16 protein-coding genes and 1 riboswitch are annotated in these 15,199 nt (G+C 52.1%); of the genes, 10 read left to right on the plus strand and 6 right to left on the minus strand.

Translation table 11 applies throughout. The features are described 5' to 3' along the window. Window positions 1–85: 85 nt before the first annotated feature. The gene (locus AL515_RS14460; RefSeq protein WP_005122186.1) at window positions 86–430 is read left to right on the plus strand and encodes a RidA family protein; all 345 of its coding nucleotides are present in this window, start codon (window positions 86–88) and stop codon (window positions 428–430) included. Between the two features lie 6 nt (window positions 431–436). Here AL515_RS14460 and AL515_RS14465 read toward each other — a convergent pair whose 3' ends face one another. Continuing rightward, on the minus strand, window positions 437–616 hold the full coding sequence (locus AL515_RS14465; protein ID WP_003020986.1) for a YoaH family protein: 180 nt from the start codon (window positions 614–616) through the stop codon (window positions 437–439). A gap of 83 nt (window positions 617–699) precedes the next feature. On the opposite strand from AL515_RS14465, the gene pabB reads away from it, so the two are divergent. The 4 genes from pabB to AL515_RS14485 all read left to right on the plus strand — a co-directional run bounded on the left by pabB (window position 700) and on the right by AL515_RS14485 (window position 5,923). Then, window positions 700–2,061 carry an aminodeoxychorismate synthase component 1 gene (pabB, locus tag AL515_RS14470; RefSeq protein WP_061068058.1) on the plus strand — a complete coding sequence of 454 codons (1,362 nt, stop codon included), beginning with the start codon at window positions 700–702 and terminating at the stop codon, window positions 2,059–2,061. A 3-nt stretch (window positions 2,062–2,064) separates the two neighbouring features. Continuing rightward, window positions 2,065–2,643 (plus strand): CoA pyrophosphatase, encoded by a 579-nt coding sequence (locus AL515_RS14475; RefSeq protein ID WP_048211408.1) that lies wholly within the window; start codon window positions 2,065–2,067, stop codon window positions 2,641–2,643. Window positions 2,644–2,826: 183 nt separating this feature from the next. Then, complete coding sequence (sdaA, locus tag AL515_RS14480) at window positions 2,827–4,191, plus strand: L-serine ammonia-lyase (protein ID WP_048211407.1); 1,365 nt, start codon at window positions 2,827–2,829, stop codon at window positions 4,189–4,191. A 130-nt stretch (window positions 4,192–4,321) separates the two neighbouring features. Further along, the gene (locus AL515_RS14485) at window positions 4,322–5,923 is read left to right on the plus strand and encodes an EAL domain-containing protein (protein ID WP_048211406.1); all 1,602 of its coding nucleotides are present in this window, start codon (window positions 4,322–4,324) and stop codon (window positions 5,921–5,923) included. 6 nt (window positions 5,924–5,929) lie between these two features. Here AL515_RS14485 and yoaE read toward each other — a convergent pair whose 3' ends face one another. After that, the gene (gene yoaE, locus AL515_RS14490) at window positions 5,930–7,489 is read right to left on the minus strand and encodes a CNNM family cation transport protein YoaE (RefSeq protein WP_061068059.1); all 1,560 of its coding nucleotides are present in this window, start codon (window positions 7,487–7,489) and stop codon (window positions 5,930–5,932) included. Next, entirely contained in the window at window positions 7,477–7,686 is a 210-nt protein-coding gene (locus AL515_RS24135; RefSeq protein WP_071887353.1) for a protein YoaL, read from the minus strand. Before AL515_RS24135 ends, yoaE begins: the two co-directional genes overlap by 13 nt. Window positions 7,687–7,950: 264 nt before the next feature. Between AL515_RS24135 and manX the strand changes: the two genes are divergently transcribed. From manX to mntP, 5 genes are all read left to right on the plus strand, one after another. Beyond that, a complete protein-coding gene (gene manX / locus AL515_RS14500) occupies window positions 7,951–8,913 on the plus strand; it encodes a PTS mannose transporter subunit IIAB (protein ID WP_005122176.1) in 963 nt (320 codons plus the stop codon). A 58-nt stretch (window positions 8,914–8,971) separates the two neighbouring features. After that, window positions 8,972–9,772, plus strand: coding sequence for a PTS mannose/fructose/sorbose transporter subunit IIC (locus tag AL515_RS14505; RefSeq protein ID WP_003021004.1), 801 nt, complete (start codon window positions 8,972–8,974; stop codon window positions 9,770–9,772). A 12-nt stretch (window positions 9,773–9,784) separates the two neighbouring features. Then, window positions 9,785–10,636, plus strand: coding sequence for a PTS mannose transporter subunit IID (locus AL515_RS14510; RefSeq protein WP_003833769.1), 852 nt, complete (start codon window positions 9,785–9,787; stop codon window positions 10,634–10,636). A gap of 60 nt (window positions 10,637–10,696) precedes the next feature. Further along, a complete protein-coding gene (locus AL515_RS14515) occupies window positions 10,697–11,155 on the plus strand; it encodes a DUF986 family protein (RefSeq protein ID WP_005122172.1) in 459 nt (152 codons plus the stop codon). 196 nt (window positions 11,156–11,351) lie between these two features. Beyond that, window positions 11,352–11,455, plus strand: a riboswitch (yybP-ykoY riboswitch). Between the two features lie 131 nt (window positions 11,456–11,586). Then, on the plus strand, window positions 11,587–12,153 hold the full coding sequence (gene mntP, locus AL515_RS14525) for a manganese efflux pump MntP (RefSeq protein WP_003021013.1): 567 nt from the start codon (window positions 11,587–11,589) through the stop codon (window positions 12,151–12,153). Here the strand turns inward: mntP and rlmA are convergent. From rlmA to cspE, 3 genes are all read right to left on the minus strand, one after another. Next, entirely contained in the window at window positions 12,150–12,959 is an 810-nt protein-coding gene (rlmA, locus tag AL515_RS14530) for a 23S rRNA (guanine(745)-N(1))-methyltransferase (RefSeq protein WP_048211404.1), read from the minus strand. The genes mntP and rlmA overlap by 4 nt on opposite strands. A gap of 63 nt (window positions 12,960–13,022) precedes the next feature. Next, complete coding sequence (gene ftsI / locus AL515_RS14535) at window positions 13,023–14,768, minus strand: peptidoglycan glycosyltransferase FtsI (RefSeq protein ID WP_048211403.1); 1,746 nt, start codon at window positions 14,766–14,768, stop codon at window positions 13,023–13,025. Between the two features lie 219 nt (window positions 14,769–14,987). Then, a complete protein-coding gene (cspE, locus tag AL515_RS14540) occupies window positions 14,988–15,197 on the minus strand; it encodes a transcription antiterminator/RNA stability regulator CspE (protein ID WP_001062678.1) in 210 nt (69 codons plus the stop codon). Window positions 15,198–15,199: the final 2 nt, after the last annotated feature.

Genomic DNA, 15,199 nt, shown 5'->3' on the forward strand with positions numbered 1-15,199 from the left:
TTGAAGAGGTGACGCGGGCGCAACATTATGGCAGTCTTGGCGCAATCTGAAGCCCATGAAGAAAAATGCAAATAAGGAATGATTTATGACGATTGTGCGCATTGATGCTGAAGCTCGTTGGTCTGACGTGGTTATCCATAACAACACGTTGTACTACACCGGCGTGCCGGAGAATCTGGATGCAGACGCTTTTGAGCAAACGGCAAATACGCTGGCGCAAATTGATGCGGTGCTGGAAAAACAGGGTAGCGACAAGTCACGAATCCTTGATGCCACCCTTTTTCTGGCGGACAAAAGTGATTTTGCCGCCATGAACAAAGCCTGGGATGCGTGGGTCGTTGCCGGTCACGCGCCGGTACGTTGTACCGTTCAGGCCGGATTGATGAACCCGAAATACAAAGTCGAGATCAAGATTATCGCTGCGGTTTAAGCGGCGCTATTCGTCTTCATCCTCAAAACGCGCCACGATCCGTTCACCGGTATGGCTGGCGCGTAGCTCTTCAGCAACCAGAGCAATCGCCTGTCCGCTGCTCATCCCCTGCGACATCAGTTCCTGAATCCGCTCTACTGCTTTTTGCTGCTGCTCATGACTGAGTGAAGGTAAACCTGCAAACATTGTTAACTCCTGCTAAATTGTCTGCGCTAATTATTTCATGCTACCGGGCAGTTAGCCAGTAGAGTAGCAACGAGTCAGGACTGATGAAGACGTTATCTCCCGCAGTAATCACATTACCCTGGTGTCAGGACGCCGCTGAACGCTATTTTTCGACCTTAAGCCATCTGCCCTGGGCGATGCTGTTGCATTCAGGTCATGCCGATCATCCGCATAACCGTTTTGATATTCTGGTCGCCGACCCTGTAGCGACCCTGGTTACGCGTGCACAGGAGACTATGGTCAAGGACAGGCAAGGCATTTTGCGCACGCTTGATGACCCGATGGCAGTATTATATTCAACGCTAACCGCTCAGGCTATTCAGCCTGATTATCATCCCGACCTCCCGTTCCAGGGCGGCGCACTGGGTTTGTTTGGCTACGATCTGGGCCGCCGCTTTGAATCGCTGCCAAATATTGCCGAACGCGATATTGCCCTGCCGGATATGGGCGTCGGTATCTATGACTGGGCGTTGATTGTCGATCACCAGCTACAGACTGTATCACTGCTTAGCCATAGCGATGTGCATGCCCGTCTGGCGTGGCTCGAAAATCAACTGCCGCCGGTACGCGAGCCATTTACATTAACGTCGGCATGGCACTCGAATATGAGCCGTGAGCAATACGGCGAAAAATTTCGTCAGGTGCAGCACTATTTGCACAGCGGCGACTGCTATCAGGTCAACCTGGCCCAACGTTTTCAGGCGCAATATCAGGGAGATGAATGGCAAGCGTTTGTGCAGCTCAATCGCGCTAACCGCGCGCCATTCAGCGCGTTTATACGCCTGGAAGACGGCGCAATCCTCAGTCTGTCACCGGAACGCTTTATTCAACTGGAAGATCAGCATATCCAGACACGCCCCATCAAAGGTACGCTACCCAGACTGGACGATCCTGATGCCGATCGCCAGCAAGCCGACAAGCTGGCAAATTCGCCAAAGGATCGGGCGGAAAACCTGATGATCGTCGATTTGATGCGTAACGATATTGGCCGCGTTGCTGTACCGGGTTCGGTAAAGGTTCCGGAGCTGTTTGTGGTTGAACCGTTCCCTGCCGTTCATCATTTGGTCAGCACCATTACCGCACGTCTGCCAGAGTCATTACACGCCGCAGATCTGCTGCGTGCCGCCTTCCCTGGCGGCTCCATCACCGGCGCGCCAAAAGTGCGGGCGATGGAAATTATCGACGAACTGGAGCAGCAAAGACGCAACGCCTGGTGCGGCAGCATTGGTTATCTGAGCTTTTGCGGCAATATGGATACCAGCATCACCATTCGCACACTGACAGCCACAAACGGACAAATTTATTGCTCCGCTGGCGGTGGCATTGTTGCAGACAGTCAGGAAGACGCGGAGTATCAGGAAACGTTTGATAAAGTGAATCGTATTTTGCACCAACTGGAGAACTGACACGTGGAATACAGCAGCCTGACGCTTGATGATTTTTTATCGCGCTTCCAACTCCTGCGCCCGCAGGTCAATCATGCCGCGTTAAACCAGCGCCAGGCCGCCGTACTGATCCCTGTCGTACGCCGTGCGCAGCCGGGATTGCTGTTAACCCAGCGATCCGTTCATCTGCGCAAGCACGCCGGACAGGTCGCCTTTCCCGGCGGCGCGGTGGACAGCAGCGATGCTTCATTGATTGCCGCCGCCCTTCGCGAAGCGCAGGAAGAAGTGGCGATCCCACCTTCTTGCGTTGAGGTGATTGGCGTGCTGCCACCGGTCGACAGCGTTACCGGATTTCAGGTCACGCCAGTGGTAGGTATTATCCCGCCAAATTTACCGTATCGCGCCAGTGAGGATGAAGTGTCTGCAGTGTTCGAAATGCCGCTGGCGCAGGCCCTGCATTTAGGTCGCTATCATCCTTTGGATATCTACCGTCGCGGTGATTCACATCGTGTATGGCTTTCCTGGTATGAACACTATTTCGTCTGGGGAATGACCGCCGGAATAATTCGTGAGCTGGCGCTGCAAATTGGCGTCAAGCCCTGACTATACTTATCTTTACGCACGCCATAGACAACTTGAAACTCAGGTCACAACATTAGTAAAACCGCGGTTATCTATTAGTTTAATTCATGTGAATAGTTAAGCCGATCGCCGCGTTCCCTCTTACACTATGCGCAGTTATAACATCGTTACTGGAAAGCCCAGTCGCCCTGTAGGAGTATTATCGTGATTAGTCTATTCGACATGTTTAAGGTGGGGATTGGTCCCTCATCTTCCCATACCGTAGGGCCTATGAAGGCGGGTAAACAGTTCGTCGATGACCTGGTCGAAAAAGGATTACTGGACAGCGTTACTCGTGTCGCCGTCGACGTGTATGGTTCACTGTCGCTCACGGGTAAAGGTCACCACACCGATATCGCCATTATTATGGGTCTGGCGGGCAATGAGCCTGCTACCGTGGATATTGACAGCATCCCCGGATTTATCCGCGACGTAGAAACGCGTGGCCGCCTGCTGCTTGCGCAGGGGCAGCACGAAGTGGATTTCCCGCAGAATGACGGCATGCGTTTTCACAACGGCAACCTGCCGCTGCATGAAAACGGGATGCAGATCCATGCGTACAATGGCGAAACCGTCATTTACAGCAAAACGTACTATTCCATTGGCGGTGGGTTCATCGTTGATGAAGAACATTTTGGTCAGGATGCAACGAATGAGGTCAGCGTACCTTATCCGTTCAAATCCGCCACTGAAATGCTGGAATACTGCAACAGCACCGGTTTGTCTCTCTCTGGCATGGTGATGCAGAACGAACTTGCGCTGCACAGTAAAAAAGAGATTGAAGAGTACTTTGGCAACGTCTGGCAGACCATGCAGGCTTGTATCGATCGTGGGATGAACACCGAAGGCGTGCTGCCGGGTCCGCTGCGCGTTCCTCGCCGTGCCTCCGCCCTGCGTCGTATGCTGGTTTCCAGCGACAAGCTCTCCAACGATCCGATGAACGTGATCGACTGGGTGAACATGTTCGCGCTGGCGGTTAACGAAGAAAACGCCGCGGGTGGTCGCGTTGTAACCGCGCCAACCAACGGTGCCTGCGGGATCGTGCCTGCAGTACTGGCCTATTACGATCATTTCATCGAGTCCGTCAGCCCGGATATCTACACCCGTTATTTCCTGGCGGCGGGGGCAATTGGTGCGTTGTACAAGATGAACGCCTCTATCTCTGGCGCCGAAGTAGGCTGTCAGGGTGAAGTCGGTGTGGCATGCTCCATGGCTGCTGCAGGTCTGGCTGAGCTACTGGGCGCGAGCCCTGAGCAAGTGTGTGTTGCTGCCGAGATCGGTATGGAGCACAACCTGGGCTTAACCTGCGATCCGGTTGCCGGACAGGTGCAGGTTCCGTGCATCGAACGTAACGCTATTGCGTCCGTGAAGGCGATTAACGCCGCACGTATGGCGATGCGCCGCACCAGCGCGCCACGCGTCTCGCTGGATAAAGTCATTGAGACCATGTACGAAACAGGTAAAGACATGAACGCCAAATACCGCGAAACGTCACGCGGTGGTTTGGCAATCAAAGTTCAATGTGACTAATACTTAATTTTCGCCCATCTGCGACGGATGGGCGAATTTGCCCCTTCTCGCTCGTCTACTGTAATTTTCCCCACTACACTTGCTCTGTTGCTGTTGGCTTCTGTGACCAACGGCTTATCGGGCGGCCCGCATGCAAACAGCACAACGGATCATTCAAAACTATCGCCGTAATCGCTTAATCGTCTGCACAATATGTGCACTACTGACGCTCATCCTCACATTAACGGTCCGATTTATTTCGGAGCGTAATATAAATCACCGTTACACCGTCACCTTTGCTAATCATGCCGTAGAGGCACTGGATGATGTGCTGCTCCCACTGCAGGCCGGGCGCGATATACTGCTCCCGTTGATTGGTCTTCCCTGCTCTGTGGCGCGTTTACCTTTGAGCAAGCATGCTGCCAGGCTACAAACAGTGCGCTCTATCAGTCTGATTCAGGGGGGGATTCTTTATTGCTCCAGTATCTTTGGCTATCGCAATGTGCCTATCCGCCAAATTCAACCTGAATTACCGAGCCGGGAGGCGCAACTTCTGTTGTCCACCGACCATTCGCTGATTAAAGGTAGTCCCATTCTGACGCAGTGGTATCCGGCCTCCGCGGATGGCGAAAATGGGGTGCTGGAAATCGTCAATATTGATTTATTATCGACCATGCTGCTGGAACCCCAGCCACCGCAAATCACCAACGCCAGTTTAACCGTCGGCAACCGCCACCTGCTCTACGGACAAGGTGTTGTCGAGACCTTGCCTGCACTGAACGATGAAAAACGTTATCAGCTTTCATCGCAACATTTTCCCTTCACGATCAGCGTCACCGGCCCTGGCGCCAGTGAATTGGCGATAAAACATCTGCCGACACAACTGCCGCTGGCGGTGATCCTGAGCCTGTTGGTGGGATACCTTGCCTGGCTGGCAACCGCCAGCAGAATGAGTTTTTCCTGGGAGATTAATCTGGCTCTCGCGGCACACGAGTTCGAGTTGTTTTGTCAGCCACTGCTGAACGCGCAGACCCAGCAATGTATGGGTGTAGAAATTCTGTTGCGCTGGAACAACCCACGTCAGGGCTGGATTTCGCCGGAAGTGTTTATTCCTATCGCCGAAGAGCACAACCTGATTGTCCCTCTTACCCGTCATGTCATCGCAGAAACCATTCAGCAACGACACGTTTTTCCGATGAGTAGCCAGTTTCATATCGGTATCAATGTTGCCGCCAGCCATTTCCGCCACGGTACGCTGTTAAAAGACCTTAATCAGTACTGGTTCAGCCAGCATCCCATCCAGCAACTGGTTATAGAACTGACCGAACGCGATGCCTTACTGGATGTGGATTATCGGATCGTGCGCGAGTTGAATCGCCTCGGCGTTAAGCTGGCGATTGACGATTTTGGTACCGGAAACAGCTCGCTCTCCTGGCTGGAAAAATTGCGCCCGGATGTGCTGAAAATTGATAAATCATTTACTTCGGCGATCGGAACCGACGCCGTGAATTCAACCGTCACAGACATCATTATCGCGCTGGGAAAAAGGCTGAATATCGAACTGGTGGCTGAAGGCGTAGAAACGCAGGCACAGGCGCAGCATTTACGCCGTCATGGCGTACATATCTTGCAGGGTTTTTTGTATGCCAAGCCGATGCCGCTTCGTGATTTTCCCAAATGGCTGGCGGGCAGCACGCCGCCGCCCGCCAGGCATAACGGGCACCATATCATGCCCATTATGCCATTTCGCTAACCCCGTTTACTCGTCTTCGTCGTGAGTGGGTTGTTCTTTAACAATGCGAACTAAATCCACACGATAGTCATTAGCTTCGACAATCGTAATGCTCAGCGGTGCAACCTCAATAACATCACCTACACGCGGGATGTGACCGTTAGCCGCAATCACCAGCCCTGCTACGGTGGCGATGTCTTCGTCCTCATCCACCAGCGTATCCACGTCCAGCGCCTGTTGCAGCGCGTGCAGATCGGTTCCCCCTTTCACCAACCAGCCACCGGCGTCGGCAATGATTTCAGGGGTTTCGTCGGCATCCGGGAATTCACCTGCGATCGCTTCTAATACGTCCAGCGGTGTTACCAGCCCTTGCACCACGCCAAATTCGTTAGTGACGATGACAAAGCTACCGCGGGCACGACGCAGCACGCCTAGCAGATTAATCGGGTCGAGCGTTTCCGGGACGACAATTGCCGGCGAGGCAGACGCAATCGCTGCAACATCCACGCCGTCTTCCAGCGCCACCAGCAGCTCTTTAGCACGCACGATACCGATAATTTCATCAAGTTCACCGCGACACACCGGGAACAGGCTGTGTGGAGAAGAAAGCAACTGTTCGCGAATTTCCGCTACGCTCAGATCGGCGTCGACCCAACTAATTTCACCACGAGGTGTCATGATGCCGCGTAATGAACGGGATGCCAGTGAGAGAACACCGTTGATCATATAGCGTTCTTCTTCCACAAACGCGCCTTCCGGGACCGGAACAGGAACCGGATTGTCGGATTCCATCTGCACGCTGGCCTGACGTTTACCCCCCATCAGACGCAAGATTGCATCCGCAGTCCGCGCACGCAGCGGCAGAGTCGACTGGTGGCGAATAAAGTTACGACGGGCAATCTGGTTAAACAGTTCGATGATAATTGAGAAGCCAATCGCCGCATACAGATAGCCTTTCGGAATGTGGAAGCCAAACCCTTCGGCAACCAGGCTCAAACCGATCATCAGCAGGAAGCTCAGACACAGCACCACCACCGTCGGATGTTGGTTCACAAATCGCGTCAGCGGCTTCGATGCCAGCAGCATCACCGCCATCGCAATAACCACCGCCGCCATCATCACCGGCAGATGGTTGACCATACCGACGGCAGTAATGACCGCATCCAGCGAGAACACCGCATCGAGGATAACAATCTGCGTCACCACGACCCAGAAGCTCGCATAGCCTTTTGACTGCCCGGTATCATGTTCACGGTTTTCCAGCCGCTCATGCAGCTCTGTCGTAGCCTTGAACAAGAGGAAGATACCCCCCAGCAGCATAATCAGATCTCGCCCGGAAAACGCGTAGTCCATGACCGTAAACAGCGGTTTTGTCAGCGTCACCATCCACGAAATCACGGACAACAAGCCCAGACGCATAATCAGCGCCAGTGACAAACCAATGAGGCGCGCTTTATCTCGCTGTTTCGGTGGCAGCTTATCGGCAAGAATTGCAATGAAGACCAGGTTATCGATACCCAGAACAATTTCGAGAACAACAAGCGTGAGCAAACCCACCCAAATCTGCGGGTCCATTAAGAGTTCCATGACAAGCTCCTGCTTAAGGAATGATCAAACTGCGCCCTGAACATCTCAGGCGTTAAAGCAATATGCAGATAAAGTTTGTGGCAAAAAGTGCCAAACTGACAGGCTTGATACGGCCTAAAGGTGAAATGACGTCGGTGACGATCCATATGGTGGGCTACTGCCCTATACTCCTGAGTAATTAAACAGATGCTAAACATAACAGAGACAACCGGTTTTTAGCAAAGATTTACCTTCCTTTGCAATAAGTTGTTTCGGAGATATTTCACCCTTCGAAATTTCTTCTGATCGGAAGTTAAATTACGGATCTTCATCACATAAAATATTTTTTTCGATATCTAAAATAATTCACGAAAATCATAGGTTTTTCTTTGTAACCCTTATCTGAATCGATTCGATTGCGGACGAGCGATTCAAAATGCATCTTCACGTTGATGTGTTAACGATAATAAAGGAGGTAGCAAGTGACCATTGCTATTGTAATAGGCACACATGGTTGGGCTGCAGAGCAGTTACTTAAAACAGCAGAGATGTTGTTAGGCGAGCAGGAAAACGTCGGCTGGATCGATTTCGTTCCAGGCGAAAATGCCGAAACGCTGATTGAAAAGTATAACGCTCAGTTGGCAAAACTGGATACCAGTAAAGGCGTGCTGTTTCTCGTTGACACATGGGGAGGCAGCCCGTTTAACGCTGCGAGCCGCATTGTTGTCGATAAAGAGCATTATGAAGTTATCGCAGGCGTGAACATTCCCATGCTGGTAGAAACCTTCATGGCGCGTGACGACAACCCCAGCTTCGATGAATTAGTCGCACTGGCGGTTGAAACGGGTAGCGAAGGCGTAAAAGCGCTGAAAGCAAAACCTGTTGAAAAAGCCGCTCCTGCCCCCGTCGCAGCACCTAAGGCAGCGGCACCCGCGAAACCGATGGGCCCGAACGACTATATGCAGATCGGCCTCGCACGTATCGATGACCGTTTAATCCATGGTCAGGTGGCAACTCGCTGGACCAAAGAAACCAACGTAACGCGCATTATCGTCGTCAGTGATGAAGTTGCTGCTGATACCGTGCGTAAGACGTTGCTGACTCAGGTCGCACCGCCAGGCGTTACCGCACATGTGGTTGATGTCGCGAAAATGATCCGCGTCTATAACAACCCGAAATACGCCGGTGAGCGTGTAATGCTGCTGTTCACCAACCCGACCGATGTAGAACGCATCGTTGAAGGTGGCGTAAAAATTACCTCTGTTAACATTGGCGGCATGGCATTCCGCCAGGGGAAAACGCAGGTAAACAACGCGATTTCGGTGGATGAAAAAGACATCGAAGCCTTCAAGAAACTCAACGAACGCGGTATTGAGCTCGAAGCCCGTAAGGTTTCTACCGATCAGAAACTGAAAATGATGGATTTGATTGCCAAGGCGAAATAACCACCTGGCATTTACTTAGTTTTCACACTTAAGTCTGTATAGCAATAGGAGAAGTACAATGGAGATTACCACTCTTCAGATTGTGCTGGTGTTCATCGTCGCATGTATCGCGGGTATGGAGTCGGTACTCGATGAATTTCAGTTCCACCGTCCATTGGTGGCCTGTACGCTGATTGGTGCCGTTCTAGGGGATATGAAAACCGGTATTATCATCGGTGGTACCCTGGAAATGATCGCTCTGGGCTGGATGAACATCGGTGCTGCGGTTGCGCCTGATGCTGCACTGGCTTCCATTATCTCTACCGTTCTGGTTATTGCGGGTCACCAAAGTATCGGTGCAGGTATCGCGCTGGCGATACCACTGGCAGCAGCAGGCCAGGTTCTGACCATTATCGTTCGTACCATCACCGTAGCATTCCAGCACGCGGCGGATAAGGCGGCCGAAAACGGCAACCTGACGGCGCTCTCCTGGCTGCACGTTTCCTCCCTGTTCCTGCAGGCTATGCGTATCGCTATCCCGGCGGTAATCGTAGCGATTTCTGTCGGTACCAGTGAAGTTCAGAGCATGCTTAATGCCATTCCGGAAGTCGTGACCGGCGGCCTGAACATCGCAGGCGGTATGATCGTGGTGGTTGGTTATGCGATGGTCATCAACATGATGCGCGCAGGCTACCTGATGCCATTCTTCTACCTCGGCTTCGTCACCGCGGCATTTACTAACTTCAACCTGGTTGCTCTGGGTGTGATTGGCGCAGTAATGGCGATCCTCTACATTCAGCTGAGCCCGAAATATAACCGCGTAGCCGGTGCGCCTGCTGCGGCGGCTGGCAATAACGATCTCGATAACGAACTGGACTAGCAGGTGAGCGAAATGGTTGATATGACTAAAACTACCACCGAGAAAAAACTCACTCCGAGTGACATTCGTGGCGTGTTCATTCGTTCTAACCTGTTTCAGGGTTCATGGAACTTCGAACGTATGCAGGCGCTGGGCTTCTGTTTCTCCATGGTACCGGCTATTCGCCGCTTGTATCCGGAAAACAACGACGCCCGTAAGCAAGCTATCAAGCGTCACCTGGAATTCTTTAACACCCATCCCTATGTAGCGGCACCGGTTCTGGGCGTTACACTGGCAATGGAAGAACAGCGTGCGAATGGCGCAGAGATTGACGATGGTGCTATCAACGGTATCAAAGTTGGTCTGATGGGACCGCTGGCAGGCGTGGGCGACCCGATTTTCTGGGGTACCGTACGCCCGGTATTCGCCGCGCTGGGTGCAGGTATCGCGATGAGCGGTAGCCTGCTTGGGCCACTGCTGTTCTTTATCCTGTTCAACCTGGTACGTCTGGCAACCCGTTACTACGGCGTGGCATACGGCTACCGTAAAGGCGTAGATATCGTTAAAGATATGGGCGGCGGCTTCCTGCAGAAACTGACTGAGGGAGCGTCAATCCTCGGCCTGTTTGTCATGGGGGCCTTGGTTAACAAGTGGACGCACGTGAATATCCCACTGGTGGTCTCCACCATCACCGGTCAGGATGGCCAAACGCGCGTGACCACTGTGCAGACAATCCTTGATCAGCTGATGCCGGGCCTGGTTCCTCTGCTACTGACCTTCGCCTGTATGTGGCTTCTGCGTAAGAAAGTGAACCCACTGTGGATCATCGTTGGCTTTTTCGTCATCGGTATCGCGGGCTACGCTGTCGGCCTGCTCGGCCTGTAAGACTGTTGTACATCACCGGGGGCTTGCCCCCGGTTTTTCTATTTAGAGGGTTGAGGATTCATGACTATCACGGACCTGGTGCTGGTTCTATTTATCTTTTCGCTGCTGGCGTATGCCATTTACGATCAGTTCATCATGCCCCGCCGTAATGGCCCCACTCTACTTACTGTTGCCCTGCTTCCACGCAGTCGAGTCGACAGCGTTATCTTCATCGGTTTGATTGTTATTCTGATCTACAACAACATCACCAGCCACGGCGCGCAATTTACCACATGGTTATTATGTGCACTGGTGTTAATGGGGTTGTATCTGTTCTGGATCCGTACGCCTAAAATTATTTTCAAACAAAAAGGTTTTTTCTTCGCCAATGTCTGGATTGAATATGACCGAATTAAAGAGATGAATTTATCAGAAGACGGTGTGCTGGTGATGCAATTAGAGCAAAGACGATTGCTTATTCGCGTACGAAATATAGACGACCTGGAGAAGATATATAAACTTCTCATTTCAAACCAATAGGTTACAAATATATCCCGAACTATGTTTTTTATATCTCAGTGAAAAATAAACATAGCTAAGGCTATATTTCTCCGCCCATATGTTATTTAATTTAACGTTTTATCTATAAATAAATCTAAATGAAAATTGTTTTCATTTAGAAGTCAAATAATATTTCTGCGTTTCTTGTTTTATATTCCCAAAATATGTTAAGGTTGCGCCCGTCGTTGGGGAGTAGCCGATTTCCAGACTCCGGAAATGTACGTGTCAACATACTCGTTGAAAAACGTGGCACGTACGGACTGAACATCACGTTTAGTCAGGCGAGACCATAGGCACATCAACTGCAATGCATATTTGAATGGCTCTGTATAGACAATGGGTCCGCTCAGTGTGCATGGTTACTGGGGGCAGTGATGTGTTTTATGGAATACCCCGGTCAGGACGCTGTTATGAATCTCACCGCTACCGTTCTTCTCGCTTTCGGCATGTCGATGGATGCTTTCGCCGCATCAATTGGCAAAGGCGCCACCCTGCATAAACCCAAATTTTCTGAAGCATTGCGCACCGGACTGATATTCGGCGCAGTTGAAACGCTTACGCCGCTGATTGGCTGGGGCATGGGGATGCTGGCCAGCAAATTTGTGCTGGAGTGGAACCACTGGATCGCCTTCATTCTGCTGATCTTTTTAGGCGGGCGAATGATAATCGAAGGTTTTCGCGACAACGGTGATGAAGAGGAAGAGCCGCAGCGCCGTCACGGTTTCTGGCTGCTGGTCACCACTGCCATTGCGACCAGTCTCGACGCGATGGCCGTCGGGGTGGGTCTGGCCTTCCTGCAGGTCAACATTATTGCCACAGCGCTGGCCATCGGCTGCGCCACATTGATTATGTCCACGCTCGGCATGATGATTGGTCGTTTCATTGGCCCAATGCTGGGCAAACGAGCTGAAATTTTGGGTGGGGTGGTGCTGATTGGTATCGGTGCCCAGATCCTCTGGGCACACTTCCACGGTTAATTCAGACGCTGCCAGACATGAATACTAAAGTCGGTCTGGCAGTCAAACGTCGTTTTCCCCGCTAACGTTTCCCACACTTCCGGCTTTGCCCGCCAGGCGAACGGCGTCATTTGCAGTAACGCAACGGCCTCGCTGCCCTGAAGCTGCATCTGATATCCCAGCGCAATACTCTGTTGCAGAACAAAACCGTCCAGTTGCTCTGTGTGTGGCGCATGCAAACGCACCTCATCATAAATCAGCCCTTTCAGTTCCATTAAATGACGCGGTCCCGGCGTGGCAGTGATCACCCATCCACCCGGTTTAACCACGCGAGCCAGCTCTTGCGCTTTACAGGGCGCATAGATCCGGATGATGGCATCCATTGACTCGTCTGCGAACGGCAGACGATGGCTGGAGGCAACGCAAAAGGTCACCTGCGGATAGCGTCTGGCTGCGGCTTTAATTGCCACTTTGGAGACGTCAAGACCAAAGGTTGTACAGCCCGCCAGCACATCGGCAAACGCGTGAGTGTAGTACCCTTCCCCACAGCCGATATCCAGGATCGTCGCATCGTCTGAAATCAGCCTCTGCTTGAGCGCATCCACAATCGCATCGCGTAGCGGCTGATAGTGACCAGCATCAAGAAATGCCCGGCGCGCCTGCATCATTTCCGCACTGTCACCCGGATCGCGAGACCGCTTATGCTGAACAGGCATCAGGTTAACATATCCCTCTTTCGCCACATCAAACTGGTGTCGCTCCGGGCAGACAAAACTGTTATTCGCTTGAGTAAGAGGCTGGTGGCAAAGAGGACAGGAAAACGACATGACAACTCCGGCAGGTGGCTTAAGGGCGCAAGTGTAACGCGAATTGCGCCCTGGGAAAATAACTTACAGCGACGGCGAGGATACGCTGCTGCCGTGCATCACCAGCAGATGATCGGAGTCAGCAGGCATGCCGTCCGGTTTGACGTTTTCCAGACGCAGAACATCGCCCATAATCTGGCTGAAGACCGGCGCGGAGACGGCTCCCCCATAGTAAGCACCGTTTTGCGGGTTATTAATCACCACGACCAGCGCGAATTTTGGATCGCTCGCTGGCGCAACCCCTGCCGTATAAGCCACGTATTTATCGACATATTTACCGTCATCACCAATTTTCTTTGCCGTCCCGGTTTTCACCGCAACACGGTAATCCCTCACCGCAGCCTTGGTCCCACCGCCGCCGGGTAGCGCGACGCTTTCCATCATATGTTCAACCTGATGCACCAACGCCTCCGGCATCACCCGCGTACCTATCACTGGCGGATCGATACGCGTAATAGAAAGGGGGCGGTAAATACCAAAACTGCCGATGGTGGCATAGACATGCGCCAACTGGAGCGGCGTCACCATTAACCCGTAACCGAATGCAAAGGTCGCCCGGTCCAGATCGCTCCAGTAACGTCGCTGAGGCATTAAACCGCTACTTTCTCCGGTTAGCCCCAGCCCGGTTGGGTCGCCAAAACCAAAGCGTTTATAGGTATCCAGCAGTTTCTGTACCGGCATTGCCAGCGAAAGGTGCGACACACCGGTATCGCTTGATTTCTGCAAAATACCGGTAAGCGATAGCTCCGGGTAAAATCCGACATCGCGGATGCGATGTCCATCGAGATTAAAAGGATGGGTATCAATGACGCTATCAGGCTGCACAATCCCTTGCTGCAGAGCAGTCATGATCACCAGCGGTTTAACGGTTGAACCGGGTTCAAAGGTGTCGCTAATTGCACGGTTGCGAAAATCATCCAGCACCGCGCCATCACGGTTATTGGGATTGAAGTCGGGAAAGCTTGCCATCGACAGGATTTCGCCGGTGGCAATATTGACCAGCACCGCGGCTCCAGATTCCGCTTTATTCCATGTTACGGCATTGTCCAGCGCATCTTCAGTCACCGTCTGCAAGCGCTCATCAATACTGAGCTGCAATTCGTGCGCGGGGACCGGCATCACTTCCGTGATATTTTCAATCACATGCCCGAACTTGTCTTTGCGCACAAGGCGAGAGCCGGGTTTACCCATCAACTGGCTGTTGAAACTTTTCTCCAGGCCTTCAATACCTTGTCCATCAATGTTCGTAAAGCCGATAAGATTTGCCGCCACATGGCCTGCGGGATAGAAACGGCGGGATTCTTCGCGCAGATTAATCCCCGGGAGATTAAGATCATCGACCCACTGCGCCTGCTGAGGAGAGATCTGGCGCGCCAGATAAATAAAGCGGCCAGATGGATTGCTGTTAACACGTTCAGCCAGCGTGCTGAGTGAAATATGCAGGGTCTTCGCCAATGCCTGCCAGCGTTCGTTATAGCCAACGCCACCTTTGCTGACAATCGTCTTCGGATCGGCCCAAACTGCATTCACCGGCACGCTTACTGCGAGAGGACGTCCTTCTCTGTCGGTAATCATCCCACGCGGTGAGGCGATTGTGACTTCACGTAACGAACGCATATCCTCCTGCTTGACCAGGCTCGTTGGGGTGACAATTTGTAACCAAGCAACCCGACCAAGCAACAATCCCAGACTCAACAGTATTGCCACACAAAGCAGGGCAAAACGTACGGGAGTAAAATTGCGCGCATCGCCGTCGTTTTTCTTTTTCACCGGGGCTCCAGCAAGATAGTTTTTCAGGTGACTGATTTAACGGGAATTGCCGGGAGAAAGCGGGAAAAACAATGCTACGAACATCGCGCCTTTGCAACAAAGCGCTAATGGAGAGGCATTCAGAAATATTTTGACGTAATTTGAATTAAAAAGCCCCGCATAAGCGAGGCTTTATATCTGAATTGGTTGCGCCTGAGCGCTTCAAATCAGTGGTATCGATCAGATAGCTGTTACGTTAACAGCAGCCGGACCTTTCTGGCCGTCCTGAATTTCGAACTCAACGTTCTGGCCTTCAGCCAGAGTTTTGAAGCCGTTACCCTGGATAGCGGAGAAGTGTACGAACACATCTTTGCTGCCATCAGCCGGGGTAATGAAACCAAAACCTTTAGACTCGTTGAACCACTTAACTTGACCTTTAATCTTTGCCATTT

It is taken from the genome of Citrobacter sp. FDAARGOS_156 (assembly GCF_001559235.2).
GTDB classification, from domain to species: Bacteria; Pseudomonadota; Gammaproteobacteria; order Enterobacterales; family Enterobacteriaceae; genus Citrobacter; species Citrobacter youngae.